Raw genomic sequence first — 17630 nt, forward strand, 5'->3', positions numbered from 1 at the left:
CTTAGTGATCAGCCCCTGCGGCGCGCTGCAATTACTGACCGGCACCGATACCCAGTAAAAATCCGCCGGCTTGCAGATCGGCTTTTCCCCTTCAATCCATACATGGTATCAATGATTTTGTACCAGAGGGCAGACGTTAACGTCTCTCCGCTCAGCTGTACACTAACCCTCGCGACACCGATGATAGTGGCCGTCATGATTTTAATGCTAAGGGATTACCGCACTCGTTGGGTGCCGGTATTTTGCTTCAGAGATTCTTAAAAAAGAGGCTTCCCGAGGCGCTCCTAAAATGCACAAAATTCCTCTCCTCTTTGCCCCATAACGCAATCTTTGATCAGCGCAGAAAACAGCTCATCCTGGGATTCCAGGATGACAGAATCCCAGGATTATCACGATGCCCGTCGTTACATATCATTTTCATTTTTCTTACTAAATCGCCTTGGCGGGCAGGAAATTCTCTTTCCAGAAGGGGGCTGATATGGTCATGAAAAAGGAGAACCTATTCCCCGATAAAACGGCGCGCAGTGCCTCTCTTTACCCCTGAACTTGCCGGCAACGCCATGCTGGTGATCAGCCGTGAAAAACCCCTCTTCAGGATTCCAGGATTCTGGAATCCTGTAATCCTGGGATTCCAGAATCATATGATTGAAGAATCCGTTAACTTTCATTATAGTGAGCACACTAATCCGGCATCCTGTAATCTCAGGATTCTGGAATCCTAGAATCCTGGAATCCTGAGATTATAAGGTGAGCTCATGGCAGCAAAAATCATCGCTTTCCTCAACGGAAAGGGTGGGGTAGGGAAAACCACAACCTCCATCAATATTGCGACCTGCCTTGCCAGGCAGGGGCACAAGGTTGTGATGGTGGACACCGACCCTCAGGGCAGCATCAGTAACTGGTACGAAGAAGAGAAATGCCTGTTTGATCTGGCGGAGGCAGCGTCTGAGAAAGAGGTCTATACCGTCCGTAAGCAACTCAAAGAGTATGACTACGTGGTCATCGACGGCGCAGCAGCGATCTCTGCCATTTCGTCTGCAGCGGTCATGGTGAGCGATTTGGTGCTGATCCCTGTTACCCCCTCACCGTTGGACTTTGCGGCCTGTGGTGCGATTCTGGCGGTGGTTGAGGCACGTGAAAACCTGCAACCTATCATCGCCCGTTTCCTGATCACCAAAAAAGTGGCCTCTGCCAAGATGCTGGATGTGCTGAAAGAGTCGATTGCGGATACCGGCGTTCCCGCGCTGAAGACCGGTACGACACAACGCCAGGTCTATATCCGCACCATGCTTGATGGCGGAACCGTGTTCGATACCACTGATGGCAATGCCAAAGGTGAAATTGAAATCATGACGAAAGAGATTCTGGAGCTGCTCAATTGAAAATGAAACTGGGCCAACACAAACAGCTGGCCACTGCACTGGATGCTGTTGCTAAGCCTTCTGCCTCGCAGAAGAAGCTGCAAACAAACATCGACGAGGATCTTCACCGCCGTTTTAAGACCACCTGTTTCATGAAGGATCGTGAAATGCGTGATGTGTTGACGGAGTTGATCCAAGGCTGGCTGGCTCATAACGAGCAGTGATCCCCCTTCAGGGCCGCGCTGGCCCTGATGTTTCAAAACACGCCTCTCCTCCCGCCCGGCCATGGATCCTGCCCTTAAGATCGCTGTTAGATCCAGGATCATCATAATGGTTTGTTTCTTTTTTAGTTTAGATCTTTCTCTTTAAGGCTCCTTTTTCGGTTTTAAGATCAACACATTAGAAGGTGATATGTGGAGAGATTTCATGCCACACGTGGAGAGATTTCATGTTTAATGTGGAGAGATTTCATGCTTAATGTGGAAAGATTTCCTGTGGATAACTTACTGATCTTGCTAAGCTTTTATATGTGGAGTTTTTTCCTGTTGATAACTTTTGGTTGATTCGGATCTTATTTACACCCTATTAGCATATTTGTCATTTTTCCACGCTTGCCCTGCCTGCCGCTAAGGTGGAGAAATTTCATGGTCTCTCTCTGTCTTAGCACTGTTCTTATCCCCTGATCCTGTTACAGCTTCTGCTTATCTAACTTCTTAATAAAAACTTAAAATTCAATAAGATTGCCGTCAGGGAAAGTCGGGAAAATTTCCCAATTTTTCTCAGATAGTTCTTATGTGGAAAGATTTCCTGTTGCGTTTTTTTTCGACACCCGGAGAAATCAAAAAGGATCTTTCTGCTTGTACACTAAGCCACGCCGCGCGTGATCTGAAGAAAAAGGTAATGTGGAATAATTTCATGTCTCATTTTATTGCTGAATAGGTGGAGAGATTTCCTGTTGATTCCCCTTTTTCCTGACCCGCCGGTCATGCGGTTACACGCTCAGGATACGTGGAAAGATTTCCTGTTAGTTGGCAGGCGTTTTACAGGGCATGTCCGGCTGTCGCTTACGTGGAAAGATTTCATGTTCCTCGCCCGTTCACGTGGCAGGGCCTTGCAAGCTCACCGGGGGAGAAATCCATAGGTGGAGAGATTTCATGTTGCTGTGCGGTCAATAAGCGCCGGCGTTATGGCAGCCCGGTATGGCACGCCGCTCCGGGTCTCGTTATGTGGAGAGATTTCCTGTGGGTGGCTGGGCGGGCTGCTGCTGCCGGAAAGAAAGGTGGAGAGATTTCATGCCCGGCGGTGGCTGCCGCGGAATGCGGGTGAAGCGAAAGGTGGCCGCCGTGTATGAGGAACACCGGCTAAAGGTGGAGAGATTTCCTGTTACGCCGGGGCGAAAAAAGGCCCTGCCGGATAACATCCTTTAAACATCCCAAAAACCTTATGTGGAATAATTTCCTGTTCAGGAAAAAAGATCATCTGGAAAAATAGTTTATATTCAATAAATTACCGTGACTGTTTTTACTTTACGCCGCTATTTTTTATGTGGAATAATTTAAAGACATTCCACTTAGGATCCTGCTTCATGGAACTCAACAAACTGACTGTGGTTCAGGGTAACGATCTCCTGGAAGGCGCCTACAGCGTCACGCTGGATGAGATGCGGTTGCTCAACCTGGCGCTGGCACAAATTGACAGCAGGAAACCTCAACCGGATACCCTTTACCGCCTTTTTCCACAAGATTATCAGCGTATCTATGGGGTCAACCCCTCCAGCAGCCACCGGCAGTTGCGGGAAGCGGCGGAAAGCCTGATGAAAAAACCGGTGACCATCTATAAGCCCGACGGTAAAACCGGCAAAATCCGTACGGTACAGCTTTCCTGGTTTTCCCGCCTGGAGTATGTCAGCAGCGATGACCACAGTGCCGTGGTACTGCGCTTCGGCCAGGATGTAGCGCCCTATCTCTATGAGCTCAAAGAGTCTTTTACCAAACTCAACTTCACCAATATTGCCAAGCTGGATACGCCGTTTTCCGTCAGGCTCTATGGCTGGTTGATCAAAGCGAAAAACCTGTATGGCCGCCGCAGCACAAAAGCCATTGAAGTCACGCTGGATCTTGCCTGGATGCGGGAAAAAGCGGGGCTGGCCGGGAAATATGAGGACTACCGCGACTTCCGCCAGAAATTGCTGGAGCCGACAATCAACCGTATCAATGCCAATACGGATATCTCCGTGGTCTGGGAGCCGATTAAAAGCGGCCGCACGGTGATTGCGGTGAAATTTGCGTATATGGATGAGTCCTGCCCGGAAGCAACCAAGCCTTTGCGGCCCCGGTTGCCTCGCCGGCCGCGGGCATCAGTCGGTTCTGATCTGGAAGGGGAGTGGGCGCGCAGCTGTATTGAGATTTTTGAAGAGTACCGCGTCAAGCTGCTGGATTATGACAAGGCTGAAAAGGTGGCCTTACCCGATTTGCGCAAGCTGGCCGGGTGGTACAAAACCATTGGCGATAAAGTCAGCCAGAAAGCGGTGATGGCTGAAGTAAATGCCCGCTGTAAACGCACACCTGCCAAGGGCTGACCGGCGCTTGTGTGGTGAGCAGGTAAATATCATGCAAGGTCTCACCCAAGTAACGCACAGAGTTATCCCCCGTTTCTGTGAATAACTTTTGCGAAACCGAAGAATTTCAGAAAATTCAAGTGAAATATCAGAAAGGGGGCACATCACTATTTTGTGCTGCCCCCCTGCTTTCTGACCCGCTTCTGCGCTATCAGGTACGGTTATCCGCCACCATCCGCAATGCCAGGGTCGCCAGAACGGTGCCCATCAGCCAGCGCTGTACACGCAGCCACACCGGCCGCCCGGCCAGGAATGCCGCCAGTGTCCCGGCGGATACCGCGATTAACGCATTCACCACGACGCTGATGGCAATTTGCGTCATTCCCAGGGTGATCGACTGCGCCAGCACATGCCCATGTGCGGGGACAATAAATTGCGGCAATAGAGAGAGGTAGAGCACCGCGGCTTTTGGGTTCAGCAGGTTCGTGACCAGCCCCATGGTAAACAGCTTGTGCGGGCTGTCCGGCGTCAATGTCCTGAGCTGAAAGGGTGACCGGCCCCCCGGTTTTACCGCCTGCCAGGCGAGATAAAGCAGATAGAGTGCGCCGCCGATGCGCAGTGTGTCGTAAGCAAAAGGAACCGCCATCAACAAGGCGGTGATCCCCAGCGCGGCGCACAGCATATAAAACACAAACCCCAGCGCCACCCCGGCCAAGGAGATCAGCCCGGCTTTTCGTCCCTGACAAAGCGACCGCGAGATCAAATAAATCATATTGGGGCCGGGTGTCAGCACCATGCCCAGCGCAATCGCCGCAAACGGCAAAAGTTTTGTCATCTCAATCATCTGCTTATCTCCTGAGTGAAAGGAATAGTTAAAGAGATTCTGAGCGTGGCAGGCAACCGCTTTTAAACGGGGCAGGGAAATACGCGATAAAAAAGGCCGCAACGGCGGCCTGAAAGCATTTATGGTTAATTGCCGGGCTGTTCACAGCGAACGACAGGTTCGGCGTTCACTACCGGGCGATTCCACGCCGTCACCCCCGCCGCGACCAACAGGCCCGCCGCCGCCACACCCAGTGCAGGGGAGAGCGATCCAAACAGGTGCACACTGGCTGACGATACCAGCGGCCCCACCAGCTGCCCGGTTGCGTAGCCGGTGGTCAGTATCCCTACCACCTGCGCTGTCTGGCTGGGGGCGATTTCGCGCCCCATCCGCATGGCAAGCTGCATAATGGCGAGGAAGCCTCCGCCGGTCAGCAACGTCCCCACCACCAGCCCGCCTGTGCCGGGAAGTGCTACCACAGACGCAACGCCCAGCGCCTGCAACACCAATGTCAGGGTCAGGCGCAGCTGCGTCGGCAGGCGGGTACCCAGAAACATCACGGCCATCACCCCGGCGATAGCGGCCAGACCAAACAGCGGCCAGAACAGGGCAGCCAGCGTGCTGTGGGGGAACATCACATTTGCCAGCTGAGATAAAAAGGTTGCGGGCAAAATGTAACCAAAACCGGCCAGCGTATAGGTGATCAGCAGCTTTTTCAGCGAAGGTGACCAGTGAAACGGCGCAGGGGTCGTGGCCTGCGCCCGGTGAATTTCATCCGGTAATGCGCGGCGTAAACAGAGGCCGATCAGCAGCGCGACGCCCCCGTACACCAGCCAGCCCTGCGCGGAAGAGGCGTGATAATGGGTCAGCACCAGGGCCAGAATCCCGGTCAACATGATGCCGGCCCCCGGCCCGCTAAACACAGCGGCCGACAGGCGGGGTGCCTGGGCGGCAGCCAGCCGGTCTTGTGTCCAGGCGGTAATCAGGATTAACGCCCAGGCTCCCCCGAGCCCGGCAATAAAACGCAGAATCGCCTGTACCACAAAGTAAGGCGTAAAGGCGGAAAGCAGCGTCGCCGCGATGGTTATCCATAATCCAACGCGCAGATACCAGGCATGCTGTTTACGCAGGCGCATCGCGTAAAGGGCGCCTGCCAGATAACCGATGTAGTTCATTGAGGCCAGCAGCCCGGCAGAAGACAACGACACGCCATGCTCCTGCAACATCAGGGGCAACTGCGGGGTCAGGGAAAAACGGCCCATTCCCATTACAGCGATAAGGGTAAAAAACCCGGTCAGGGCAACACGGATAGGTGACACAACGCTTCTCCAAAAAAGATGACTGCGGCAGACTATCCGTTGGAGTAATTCTTGTATAATGAATAATAATTAAAAAGTTGTTCTCTGGAGAAGAATATGGATTTTACACAACTTGAGTATTTCCGGGCGGCGGCGATGCTGGGTTCGATTACCGGCGCTGCCCGGCAATTGCATAAAGTGCCTTCCAATATCACCACCCGCATCCGCCAGCTGGAAGAGGAGCTGGGCTGCCAGTTGTTCATCCGTGAGAAACAACGCATCCATCTGTCGGCAGAGGGCAAAAATTTCCTTGGCTACGCCACCCGCCTGCTGGAACTGGCGGAGGAGGGGAGGCGCTCTATTCAGCGTCAGGAGCCGGGCGGCCTGTTCACCCTGGGCGCGGTAGAAAGCACGGCGGCGATTCGGCTGCCGGATGTGATGGCGGCTTATCACAACCGTTACCCTAACGTCACGCTGGAGCTGTTTACCGGCTTATCCGACGAGGTCACCGAGAGTGTGATTAACTGGCGCTATGCCGCCGCGTTCACCGATGTGATGAGCCTGCCGCCGGAGCTGGAGGGCATCCCGCTTTATAAAGAGAAGATGGTGCTGATCTCAGCGCGCGATCATGCGCCCATTCATGGCCCGCAGGATGTCACGGACGATGCGGTATTTGCATTCCGTAATACCTGCTCTTACCGGCGGCGGTTAGGGAAATGGTTCGACGAAGGCCATGTGCAGCCGAAACGGATTGTCGAAATTGAGTCTTACCACAGTATGCTGGCGTGTGTGAGCACCGGTGCCGGCATTGCGCTGATTCAGGAATCCGTATTACAGACGCTGCCGGGGGCGGCGCGGGTCACGGCCCACGCCCTGACCGGGGATAATACTATTGCCGATATCTGGTTGATTTGGCGCAAAGGTACCCGCAATACGAATCTGGACGCGCTGATCGGGTTGCTTGACCGCCAATACCCCAGCGATTCATAATCCTGTAATCCTGTAATCCTGTAATCCTGTAATCCTGTAATCCCAGAATCATGAAGTCCTGGGATTACAGGATTATGGGATTCTGTAGCCTTTCGCTTCAATCTAAATGAGAATTATTAGCGATATGCTGGTGCCCTGTGCTACTGTTTTGCCGCTGAAAAAACCGTTCAGCGCCGTACCTGACAGGGGCGGCCATTCACAATGTGGGCGAAAAGAGGTGGGCCTTAAGCGGGCATGACGTCTTGCCGCCCATCTACAGGGAGCAACATCATGCGCGCACTTTTCCTTCTGCTCGGGCTCTGCCTGACCACCACTGCACTGGCGGGGCAGGGCTATACGTTGCCCGGCTCACAGGTGGAAACCCTCTCTTCCGGCGGCGGCGACTATCAGGTGATGACCTATGTGCCGGAAGGGGCGCCCCCGGCCGCCGGCTGGCCGGTGATCTACCTGCTCGACGGCAACGCCACCTTCCCGCTGGCGGCCGGCATGATGTCAGCTGACAGCTGCGCACGCTGCGAGATGCAGCCGGGGGTGATTGTGGCGGTGGGGTACCCGGGCGCATCACGGCGGGATGTGGATTACCGCCCGGCGACGGAACAGGTCACGCTGGAGAGTAACCCTGCAGGCGGCACTTACCCACCGGGTGCGCCGGGTAATGCCCAGGCCTTTTATCACTTTGTTGAAACGGTGCTGAAACCGCATATTGCTGCCCAATGGCCGATTAACACCCACCAGCAGGCGCTGTTCGGCCACTCTTATGGCGGCTTGTTTGCGGTGTATACCGGCCTGACGCATCCGCAGGCGTTCCGGCATATTTATGCTGCCAGCCCGTCGGTGTGGTGGAATGATCGCTATCTGAACAAACTTGCTGCGCAAACCCTGAAACAGACCTCTCCGGTCTGGCCGGAAAGAATGCGGCTGACGGTCGGAGAGTTTGAGCAATCGCTTCAGCAGAGCGAAATGACCCTGCCGGAAAAACAGCGTGAGTTGCTGGCGAAACACCGTCAGCAACGGGCCATGGTGGACGGCGTGCGGGAACTGGCCTGGACTCTGCAAACGGCCCCGGCTGGGAAAGAGCATGTGAGTTTTATGCTCTACCCCGGCCAGTCACACCAGACGGTGATGCCTCTGGCATTACAGGATGCGCTGCTGGACCACTTTGCCCGCTGACCGGGTCGTTAGCCGACGTGGTTAATGCGCTCTGCATCAGGGGCGGAAGGGTCAACATAGCCATATTTCTGCCCCAGCTGAATGATGCGGTGCGCCCAGTTAACATGGGTGGCCGGTTCACACATCGCGCCGTCAGATTTAAAGACCGCGCTGTCTGCATTCAGGATGCGCAACGCTTCCTGATAGTCGCGCGGTGCCACTTTCAGCGCACCGTGAATAATCGCGATCTGGCTGGGGTGAATAGCCGTTTTCCCCACCATGCCGTGCAGCATGTCCTGTTTCAGTTCACGGATCAGCATCTCCGGCGAGTCGATCAGCTCACACACCGGGGAGGTGAGGGCGAAGCCGCGCGAACCAAACACGCTGACCAGCATTTTGATCACATACCCGAGCGGCCCTTCATACAGCGTATGTTCCCGGCTACGGCGCAGCCCCAGCACACTCATCAGATCGTTACCGCCAATACGTAAGGCCAGTACCCGGTCAGCCGCATGCGCACGCAGGGCATCGGCCAGCGCCTGCATCCGGCTGACGTCATACACCTGGGGATCTTCCAGCGTCGGCATCCAACGCAGATGGGTTCCGGCGGTCAGCGCCAGCCAGGTCTCCAGCGAATCCAGGGTAAATTTCGGCAAGACCAGCCCGTCTACGGCGGCCAGGCTCAGAGAGGCGTCGTTAATCAGTGCCGCGGCCATCTCTGCGTTACGCGGGCGGATAAACAGCAGCGGGCCGTCGTTGCCCGGCTGCCCGCTGCTCAGCGCCGTCAGGGTCCGGCGCAGGTTCGCCAGCGCCTGCGGAATATCGCGCTCCAGTACCGCATCTTCCAGGCAGATCACCATCGATAACAGCTCCGGGTATTTCCTGCCCTGCGTAATGGCGGTCAGCTCCGGATGGGTGGCAGGGACATACATGGTGGCACCCAGATCGTTTGGCGTAATCAGTTTCATCGTCCTCTCCTGTCAGGCTACTTTCCTGATGATGGTCACCGCACGGTAAACCCCCAGTGTGTCACCTGCCTCTTCCACTCGGATGCCGGCGCCCTCTGCCAGATGCACCAGCAGCGCCACATCCGCATCGTCCCGGTGACTCACCAGCACATGCTCCGGTACCCGGCGCATCACGGCCCGGGTCGCTTCGGCAATGCCCGGCTTGATGCGGTTAAGGGAATCCACCTGATAGGTCTCGGCCAGCATGGTGATCACGCGCTGGCTGAGATGGCGCAGCATGGTGCGCTGTTCCGGGTCGGGCCGTGCCGCGATGACCGGCTCATTGTGCGCAGCGCGTAACGCATCAATTTCTGCCACGAACGCCTGGCTGACATCGTGCTGTTGCAGGTGTTCACAATACATTGAGCCGTGAAAGCCGCTATCGCGCCAGAGTGAGCGGCTGACCAGCCCGGAGACCGGCGCGCCCAGAATGCCGAACGGCATCAGCCAGTCCTCGCCGGACGCGGAAAGCCAGGCGCAACCGCCGGGATCGGCCAGCACCGCCAGGCGTGAGGCGCGCCGGAAGGCCGGGTAACCGGCCAGCGAACGGGTCAGCTCGCGGGAAATCGCCCCTTTGCCGGTCCAGCCATCCACAAAGACCACGCCCTCGCTGCCGTGCCGGGCGGTGATGTAGTCCAGCGCGGCATGGTCGATGCCGCGATCGCGGATAATACTGATGCCGTAATGCACCGCCTCGATACCCTGTTCGCGCAGCGCATGCAGCAGGCAGACCCCGAGCGGCACCCCGGCGCGCACCAGTGACACCAGCACCAGCGGCCGGGCGCTGATCTGGGTGGCCAGCCCCAGCGCCAGGGCGGCAACCTCACCGGCCAGACGCGGGCCGAACTGGCTCATCGCCTGCCGGTAAATCGCCTGATGCGTCGCCGACGGGGCCGGCTCTTCGGAGAGCATGTCAGAATAGTGCTTCTCACCGCGCTGGATCAGGCGCTCTTTCTCCGCCACCGGGGTGTAGTCCACCGCCACGGGTGACAGCAAAAAATGCACATCATCCGGCGCATAGGCACCGGAAAAAGGGGGATGGGATAGGTGCATACTCTCTCCTTACGCTGAAGGGTGGGGCAATCCATTTTGCAGGGCGGCAAGCAACTGGCTGCGTTGCGGAAGCGCCAGAAAGTCACACTGCTGCATAAAGCTGAAATCGGTGAGGCTGTCGCCAAAGCCCAGCACCGGGCGATCCGGCGCGGCGGCACGCAGTCGCGCCAGCAAAAAGCGTACGGCGTTGCCTTTGTCGATGCAGGTGGGCAGCCAGGCCACATTATTGCCGTTCCGGTGGACATAGAATCCGTCCAGATTAAACGTCCCGGCCACCCAATCCGCGTAGCGGTTCAGCGCCTCAAGGTGCGCACTGTTTTTCACTTTCATCACCAGATAGACCGGGATGCCGTACTCTTCGTTCATCCGGCACCAGCCCGGCTCCACCGGCAGTGCGGCGTCAGCCGCCTGCGGATCGGCCAGCATCCCGCTGAGGTGCTGTGCCAGCGCTGCCAGGCGCGGCTGATAAGGGGCAAGGGCGGCAGTGATGTGGTGCTGCCACTCTGCATCCGCGTCACCCTGCGGGGTTAAAATCACCGCGCCGTGGGTGGTGACGGCATAAGAATCAAAGGGAATACAGACCCTGGCCAGTTCATCGGTGCCGCGCGCGGTGACCGGGATCGTTTCTGCCTGTGCCAGCATCCACTGCACCAGATTCGCCTGCCGCGCCATCATAAAACTGCGCGGGGCCAGCTCGCGATCCAGCGCGCCGGGCTGTGACTTGGCCTGCTCTGCTGGGTCAGTGATTTTGCGCATCGTCTGGAACAGCGTGTCATCCAGATCGGTAAAGATGATCGGGCGCGTTAAATGGTCGTGCAGCATGTCAGCCCTCATGGAGTTCAAGTTGTGGGAAGTGCGCCAAAAAAGCAGGGTCCCAGGCGGAGGCCGGGGTTTCTGAGCAGAGGATCACCCGGTCATAGTCAGCAGGATCGACGTTGTAGAGATACATCGGTACGCCCAGCCCGTAGTTGTCCTGGAAGCTGAAGGCGCTGCGCATGGCCAGCCCCAACGCCACCGGTGAACGGGTGGTGGAACCAAACCGCACACGGGCGCCCTGGCTCTCCAGCCATTCCGCCAGCATAAAGGGCTGCCAGACATACTCCCCGGAGCCGAGCACCAGGATCCGCTCGCCGGGCCGGGGGGCGGGAGTGTGCAGCAGGCGCGTCACCTCACGCACGCCCATCCGCCCCCAGCTGGCGGCCAGGTGGTTCAGCGGCTGACTGCCGCGGGCGGTAATATTGACCTGCGGCATGTCCAGCAGCGGCGGCTGTTCCGCCACCGTCCAGCGCCATTGGCCGGCCGCCAGCGAAACGGCGGTTACCGGCTGCGCGACTTTCTCAGCCAGCGCCCCGGCGGACCAGTCGGTCAGGGTGGCGGTCACAATCTGTTCAAGCTGATCCAGCCCCGCCTCCCGCAATGCCTGATAGAGATTGAGGAAGGTTTTACCGGTAGTGGCTTCGTCATCCACCATCACCAGGGTGCGGGCATGGCGCACGCTGTCCCGCAACTGCGGATCGGCCGGCTGGTGCACCAGATGGGCGGTGGCGTGGCTGTGCTCCTCTTCAAAGCGGCAGAGCAGTTCGCCGCCCAGCGGGTGGCGGGTGGTGGTCAGCAGAATCGCCTCCTCACCCCTGGCACGCAACACGGCATGAACCCCGGCAGCCAGGCCCACGGCCGTCTCTGCCATGCCGGTCACCAGAACCGGGCCAGGCAGCCCGGCGGGAATGCGATCCGCCAGATCGCTGAACGCTTTACGCATCAGGCTGGGCGGGCAGGGGATATGCCGCCCGAGCACTTTACTGACGAACAGGAACGCGCGGCGCGGGTTACGCCGCTGTGCCATTGAAAACAGGGTATCGGCGCTCCAGCCCGGCCGGCAGAACAGGTCGAGTGACATGGTGCCGGAGGGCAGCTGCGCCTGAAAATGTTCTTCATGGCCGTAAGGATTATGCATGGTGTGACTCACTGGCAGGAACCGGGATGGCTTCGTCAACAATACGTACCGTGGTGTGGCGCAGCTGTTGGGGCGGCAGGGGCAGGCCCAGCCGCCCGGCCATCATGATCGCCGGCAGGTTAATGCCGCTGTGCAGCCCGTAGCCGACCCCGCCGCTGGGGCGCAGGTTACACTCCAGCACGCGTGGGTTGCCCTGATCGTCGGCGCGGGTCTGCACATTAATCAGCCCGTCAGCCTCCAGCTGTTCCGCCACCCGGCAGGCCAGCTCAATCTCTTCACCCCGGTCAAACAGCGTCTGCATCGTGCCGTTTTTGCGCCGCCCCAGCGCGGCCATCACCCGGCCACCTTCGGCAACCAGATCAATACTGCACTCCGGGCCCGGCAGATAGGGCATGACAATCATCGGTTCTTTCAGCCCGCCGCTCTCTTCCAGGGCGGTGAGATAGGTTGAGGTACGGATACGGCGCTGGTCGGGGGCGCTCAGCATCAGGCTGGCCGGGGCGTCATCATCCAGCCGCCAGTAGCCCAGCCCGTAGATGCCGGTATTGGGCTTGATGCAGAGCCGCGGCCAGGTGCTTTTCATGGCGTGTAACGCATCGCGCAACGCCTCGAGGGTTTCCACCCGTACCGCCGGGGTGTGGGGAATCGCCTGCGCGGCCAGCATGTCGGTAAAGGCGGCTTTATCTTCTGCCAGCGTCAGGAAGCGGGCATCGCGAACGCCGGTGATGAGCGTGATGCCGGCGGCCCCAATGGCCTGCCGGTGACGTTCAAACCAGGCGGAGGGTTTGCCGGTATGAATCACGCTGACGCCGTAACGTTCTGCGGTGGTCAGCACGAAGTGCAGTTTTTCAGTGAGATCAGTGGGTTCACGCAGGGCGATGTCCGCGGCGGCGCTGATTTCCGGCCGGAACTGGCGGTGGGAGGCCAGCACCTGTAACGCCTGGCCCGACGCCCCGCACCACGCATTTTCCCGGATGGCGCGCCGTAGCCCTTGTGCAATCGTACGCTGTGATGAAAATCCTTCCATCAGCCATATCATGATGTTATTTCTCCCGCCGGTTTTTGGCGATTAACGCGGCCAGGGTGGTGGCAGCAGCAGGCAATTCGCCTAACGAATGTGCGCCGTAACCCCGCAGCCATAAGCCTGATTTACGGCGGCCGGTCAGCTCGCCGAGTTGTTTGGCACTGTGTGTTTTCAGCGCATTCACCAGCATGGAAATTTCCGTACCCGGCGACATAGTGAGCAGCAGTTCGACACCCTCTTCAAGCAGGGCAACCTGCTCGACAGTGAACGGTAAATTGCGGGCACAATGGGGGAGAATTTCTTGCAAAATCTGCCGTTCATCGTCCTGTACACTATCAGGCGAATCGAAGGCAAAAATAAGCTGCATTTTTATGTCAAAGATATTGTATCTGTTGGCTTTTAGCATTGTTGTCCCTGCTTGCAATAACAGGAAAATAATCTGCCAACCAAATAAATCCTTCGGGCGGGTTAACCAGGGATTATACTCAGCTGTAACAAGAATTTCTTTCCGCTGAAAAATGCGCTAAGAAGTGGCGTCCATCTTTATAGTTGGCGGGATAGTTAGCAGCTGGTGCAATGCTATTTACTTTTCTTTGCAAATTATGTCAATAAATGTAGAGATAATTCTATTTTCTGGAATATAAATTCCATTTTTAGGCCAAAATGAGATAGCTGAAGGCTGGATAATACATTTCTTATATGAATGCATTCGTAATTAATTAGATGATATACAACGTTTTCATCTTACTTTTTAAGAGTAAATGATTGGATTACATAGATTTACAATAACATCACCTATATTTATATTTGTTCGTAACGGGCGTGACTGTTTTCATGATTATTATTTCAAACATGGTCAGTTTTTATGGGTTAATCATTTGATATGTAAATCAATCAACCATGCCTAAACAAGTTAACGTAAATCTTGTAATACTGTCGCCAGCATCATGTTATTTGCCTGGCCATTGTAGGATTTTTGTTCATCTCTGCGGTGACGTTGTATGAAATAAAAAATTCACAAAGTGGCCACGTCAGCGGTTATTTCACCCGCTTATCTTTACAGCAAGGAGTTTCGCTATGGCTATTTCGCTGAGTAAAAACCAATCCGTGTCATTGACCAAGGAATCCGGGGCAACCGTCACTGCCGTGCATGTGGGCTTAGGCTGGGACGCGGTAAAAGGCAAAGGTATTTTCGGCATGTTTGGCGGCGGCGGTGATATCGATCTCGATGCCTCTTGCCTGATGCTCGACAGCGCCGGCCGGGAAGTGGACACCGTCTGGTTCCGCAAGCTGGAATCAAGCTGCGGCTCAGTGATCCACAGCGGGGACAACCGCACCGGAGCCGGTGACGGCGACGATGAGGTGATCACCATTAACCTGCGCCGCGTCCCGGCCGGGGTACATCACCTGGCGTTCACCGTGAACAGCTTTACCGGCCAGAACTTTACCAAGGTCGAAAATGCCGGTGTCCGTATCCTTGATCAGGCCAAAAAAGAGCTGGCGAACTATAACCTGGCGCAAAAAGGTGAGCACACCGCGCTGTTTATCGCCTCGCTTTCCCGCCACGGTGATGACTGGCAGTTCAAGGCGCACGGCACCCCTGCCAATGGCCGCACCGTTGAGAGCATGATCCCGATGATCGTCCGTGAACTGGTGGGGTAATCATGACAACCCAGCTTATCGCCGGCGGCAATGCCGCACTGCCTGAAACCACTGTGATTGTCCGCATCAAAAGCGGCGTGGCCGCTGATGTGGCTGCCTTCCGCCTGAACGAGCAGGGCAAAACCCGGGTCGATGATGACTTTGTGTTTTACGGGCAGAAGCAGAGCCAGGATCGCGCCCTGATCCTGCTGACGGAAGGCGCGGTCAGTGCCTTTTCCGTGAATCTGGCGGCGCTGCCGGCGGATGTACAGAAAGTCGCCTTTACCATTACCCCGGAGGGCAGCCAGTCCGTGCAGGCGCTGCGTTCACTGGCGGTAGGCGTGGAATATAACGGTCAGCCGCAGCTTAATGGTGACGTCGATCTGGCCGGGCGCAGTGAAGCGGCCCTGATCCTCGGTGAGCTTTACCGCCGCAACGGCGAGTGGAAATTCCGCTTCGTTGCCCAGGGGTTCAACGGCGGGCTGCAACCACTGGCCGAGCATTATGGCGTGACCATTGATGATACGCCGGAAGAGGCGGCGCCTGCTCCGGCCCCCGCACCGGTCGCTAAACCCCAGCCGGTCAACCTCAGCAAAGTGACGCTGACCAAAGAGCAGCCGACCATCAATTTGACCAAATCGGTCAACCTGAGCAAAAGCCAGGGCTTCGGCCGCATCCGCGTTAACCTGAACTGGAACCGCGGCAGCGGCGGCGGGTTCTTCAGCAAACTCAGTGCCGTTGACCTCGATCTCGGGGCCTATATCCGCTTTAAAAATGGTGAGAAAGAGCTGATCCAGGCGCTCGGCAACCGGTTTGGCCGTTATGACCAGTTCCCCTATGTGCATCTGGAGGGGGATGACCGCACCGGCTCTGTGTCTGAAGGGGAGTGGCTGAACATCAATGGTGCCCAGTGGGATGAAATCGCGGAAGTGGTGGTATTCGCCTTTATCTACAAAGGCGCGCCGAACTGGGCGAAGACAGACGGCGTGGTCACGCTGCAACTGCCGGAACAGCCACCGGTTGAAACGCGCCTCACCGAAGGCGGCACCCGAAATAATATGTGCGCCATTGCCCGCCTCGAAAACGTTAACGGCACCCTGAAGGTAGAGCGCCTGAACGACTACTTTGCCGGCCATGAGCCCATGGATAAAGCCTACGGTTGGGGATTCAACTGGCGGGCCGGCAGTAAATAACGATCCGCAGCGCATAACGATCAGCAGTACATAACGATCAGTAGTACATAACAATGAGAGGACTGAACCATGTTTGATTGGGCAAAGAATAAATTCAATCAGGGCCGTGACACCTTCCTGACTGAAGTCAGCCGGTATAAAGGCAAAGATTTCATGCAGGGCTGCGTGGCGGCCGGCACCTATATCGCCTTTGCTGACGGCGTGGTGACGCCGCAGGAAAAGCAGAAACTGGTCAAATATTTCGAGATCAGTGACGCCCTGAAAGTGTTCAGCACGGATGAAGTGATCCGTGAATTCCAGAAGCTGTCAGAGAAGTTTGATTTTGACCTGGATATCGGCCGCTCCGAGTGCCTGAAAATCATCGGCAAACTGCGCAATAAACCTGACGAAGCGCGGGCAGCGGTGCGGCTCGGGGTGATGATTGCCAAGAGTGATGCCAATTTCGATGACGCCGAAAAACGGGCGCTGATTGAAATTTGCAATGAGTTGGGCCTCAAGCCTGACGAATTTTTTTAACAGAGAGTAAATGATGGAATCTACCCTGATTGGTTTCCCCGCTGAGACGGTCATCGTCTTTGTGGTGCTGGCGGTTGCCGCGCTGCTGATTGACTTGCTGGCCCACCGCGGCGATAAGGCCATCAGCCTGAAAAGCGCGATGCTCTGGTCGGTGTTCTGGGTGGCGACAGCACTGGGCTTCGCCGCTTTTCTCTATTTCCACCACGGTAAAGAGGTGGCCAGCCTGTTCGTCACCGGGTATGCGCTGGAGAAAGTGCTCTCTGTCGATAACCTGTTTGTGATGATGGCCATTTTTGCCTGGTTCAAAGTGCCGGATGGCTACCGCCACCGCGTGCTCTACTGGGGCATCATCGGGGCCATCATTTTCCGTGCGATTTTCGTGGCGATCGGTGCCGGCCTGCTGATGCTCGGCCCATGGGTCGAAATGCTGTTTGCGGTGATTGTGGCCTGGACGGCGGTAATGATGCTGCGTTCCGGTGACGACGACGACGAGATCGAAGACTACTCCGATCACCTCGCCAACCGGATGGTGCGCCGTTTCTTCCCGGTCTGGCCGAAGCTGGCCGGTAACCGCTTCCTGCTGAACTCGCAGGAAGTCAGCGCTGAACTGGAAAAACCGGAGAACAAAGGCTTTGCCTTCACGGTGAAAAAGGGTGCCCGCTATGCCACGCCGCTGCTGCTGTGTGTGGCGGTGGTGGAGTTATCCGATGTGATGTTCGCGTTTGACAGCGTCCCGGCCGTGATTGCCGTAAGCCGTGAGCCGCTGATCGTCTACTCGGCGATGATGTTCGCTATCCTCGGCTTGCGTACCCTCTATTTCGTGCTAGAAGCGCTGCGTAAATATCTGGTGCATCTGGAGAAAGCCGTCATTGTGCTGCTGTTCTTCATCGCCTTCAAACTCGGCCTGAATGCCAGCGATCACCTCTGGCACCACGGTTACGGCATCAGCGCCACGGCCAGCCTTTACGTCGTGCTGGTGGTGCTGGCGCTGGGTATTCTGGCCAGCGTGCTGTTCCCCGGCAAAGAGGCACCGGCAGACGATCGCCAGGGCTGATCGAACCGGT

Annotated in this window: 17 protein-coding genes; 9 read left to right on the forward strand and 8 right to left on the reverse strand. The window is 56.7% G+C overall.

Going from position 1 to position 17630, the window contains the following annotated elements:
- The first annotated feature begins 755 nt into the window (after positions 1 to 755).
- The 3 genes from parA (at position 756) to CYR55_RS06655 (ending at position 3939) form a co-directional block, all read left to right on the forward strand.
- Positions 756 to 1382, forward strand: coding sequence for a ParA family partition ATPase (gene parA / locus CYR55_RS06645; protein WP_101815370.1), 627 nt, complete (start codon positions 756 to 758; stop codon positions 1380 to 1382).
- Positions 1383 to 1384: 2 nt separating this feature from the next.
- Positions 1385 to 1585, forward strand: coding sequence for a plasmid partition protein ParG (locus CYR55_RS06650; RefSeq protein WP_241522107.1), 201 nt, complete (start codon positions 1385 to 1387; stop codon positions 1583 to 1585).
- A gap of 1361 nt (positions 1586 to 2946) precedes the next feature.
- Positions 2947 to 3939 (forward strand): replication initiation protein, encoded by a 993-nt coding sequence (locus CYR55_RS06655; RefSeq protein ID WP_101815372.1) that lies wholly within the window; start codon positions 2947 to 2949, stop codon positions 3937 to 3939.
- A 190-nt stretch (positions 3940 to 4129) separates the two neighbouring features.
- On the opposite strand, the gene CYR55_RS06660 is transcribed toward CYR55_RS06655, so the two are convergent.
- Both CYR55_RS06660 and CYR55_RS06665 read right to left on the reverse strand, forming a co-directional pair.
- Complete coding sequence (locus CYR55_RS06660) at positions 4130 to 4762, reverse strand: LysE family translocator (protein ID WP_101815373.1); 633 nt, start codon at positions 4760 to 4762, stop codon at positions 4130 to 4132.
- A gap of 125 nt (positions 4763 to 4887) precedes the next feature.
- The gene (locus tag CYR55_RS06665; protein ID WP_241522101.1) at positions 4888 to 6060 is read right to left on the reverse strand and encodes a YbfB/YjiJ family MFS transporter; all 1173 of its coding nucleotides are present in this window, start codon (positions 6058 to 6060) and stop codon (positions 4888 to 4890) included.
- A gap of 96 nt (positions 6061 to 6156) precedes the next feature.
- Here CYR55_RS06665 and CYR55_RS06670 point away from each other — a divergent pair, with 96 nt between their 5' ends.
- Together CYR55_RS06670 and CYR55_RS06675 are read left to right on the forward strand one after the other, a co-directional pair.
- Complete coding sequence (locus CYR55_RS06670) at positions 6157 to 7029, forward strand: LysR family transcriptional regulator (RefSeq protein ID WP_101815374.1); 873 nt, start codon at positions 6157 to 6159, stop codon at positions 7027 to 7029.
- A 270-nt stretch (positions 7030 to 7299) separates the two neighbouring features.
- Positions 7300 to 8199: an alpha/beta hydrolase gene (locus CYR55_RS06675; protein WP_101815375.1), complete on the forward strand. Its 900-nt coding sequence runs from the start codon at positions 7300 to 7302 to the stop codon at positions 8197 to 8199.
- 8 nt (positions 8200 to 8207) lie between these two features.
- Here the strand turns inward: CYR55_RS06675 and CYR55_RS06680 are convergent, their stop codons facing one another.
- The 6 genes from CYR55_RS06680 to CYR55_RS06705 are packed head-to-tail and all read right to left on the reverse strand — an operon-like array spanning position 8208 to position 13622.
- Positions 8208 to 9146, reverse strand: coding sequence for an HpcH/HpaI aldolase/citrate lyase family protein (locus tag CYR55_RS06680; RefSeq protein ID WP_101815376.1), 939 nt, complete (start codon positions 9144 to 9146; stop codon positions 8208 to 8210).
- A gap of 12 nt (positions 9147 to 9158) precedes the next feature.
- Positions 9159 to 10238, reverse strand: coding sequence for a cysteine protease StiP domain-containing protein (locus CYR55_RS06685; RefSeq protein WP_101815377.1), 1080 nt, complete (start codon positions 10236 to 10238; stop codon positions 9159 to 9161).
- A 9-nt stretch (positions 10239 to 10247) separates the two neighbouring features.
- The gene (locus tag CYR55_RS06690) at positions 10248 to 11060 is read right to left on the reverse strand and encodes an HAD family hydrolase (protein WP_101815378.1); all 813 of its coding nucleotides are present in this window, start codon (positions 11058 to 11060) and stop codon (positions 10248 to 10250) included.
- Position 11061: 1 nt separating this feature from the next.
- Positions 11062 to 12192: a phosphoribosyltransferase domain-containing protein gene (locus CYR55_RS06695; RefSeq protein ID WP_101815379.1), complete on the reverse strand. Its 1131-nt coding sequence runs from the start codon at positions 12190 to 12192 to the stop codon at positions 11062 to 11064.
- Positions 12185 to 13219: an ATP-grasp domain-containing protein gene (locus tag CYR55_RS06700; RefSeq protein WP_165699539.1), complete on the reverse strand. Its 1035-nt coding sequence runs from the start codon at positions 13217 to 13219 to the stop codon at positions 12185 to 12187. The genes CYR55_RS06695 and CYR55_RS06700 overlap by 8 nt, the downstream gene beginning before the upstream one ends.
- A 16-nt stretch (positions 13220 to 13235) precedes the next feature.
- Positions 13236 to 13622: a transposase gene (locus CYR55_RS06705; RefSeq protein WP_101815381.1), complete on the reverse strand. Its 387-nt coding sequence runs from the start codon at positions 13620 to 13622 to the stop codon at positions 13236 to 13238.
- A gap of 671 nt (positions 13623 to 14293) precedes the next feature.
- Here CYR55_RS06705 and CYR55_RS06710 point away from each other — a divergent pair.
- The 4 genes from CYR55_RS06710 to CYR55_RS06725 all read left to right on the forward strand — a co-directional run bounded on the left by CYR55_RS06710 (position 14294) and on the right by CYR55_RS06725 (position 17620).
- The gene (locus CYR55_RS06710) at positions 14294 to 14878 is read left to right on the forward strand and encodes a TerD family protein (RefSeq protein WP_101815382.1); all 585 of its coding nucleotides are present in this window, start codon (positions 14294 to 14296) and stop codon (positions 14876 to 14878) included.
- A 2-nt stretch (positions 14879 to 14880) separates the two neighbouring features.
- Positions 14881 to 16050, forward strand: a complete 1170-nt coding sequence (locus CYR55_RS06715; RefSeq protein ID WP_101815383.1) for a TerD family protein — start codon at positions 14881 to 14883, stop codon at positions 16048 to 16050.
- A gap of 69 nt (positions 16051 to 16119) precedes the next feature.
- The gene (locus CYR55_RS06720; protein WP_101815384.1) at positions 16120 to 16566 is read left to right on the forward strand and encodes a tellurite resistance TerB family protein; all 447 of its coding nucleotides are present in this window, start codon (positions 16120 to 16122) and stop codon (positions 16564 to 16566) included.
- A gap of 13 nt (positions 16567 to 16579) precedes the next feature.
- On the forward strand, positions 16580 to 17620 hold the full coding sequence (locus CYR55_RS06725; RefSeq protein ID WP_101815567.1) for a TerC/Alx family metal homeostasis membrane protein: 1041 nt from the start codon (positions 16580 to 16582) through the stop codon (positions 17618 to 17620).
- The last annotated feature ends 10 nt before the right edge of the window (positions 17621 to 17630 follow it).

It is taken from the genome of Chimaeribacter californicus, from assembly GCF_002858675.1.
GTDB classification, from domain to species: Bacteria; Pseudomonadota; Gammaproteobacteria; order Enterobacterales; family Enterobacteriaceae; genus Chimaeribacter; species Chimaeribacter californicus.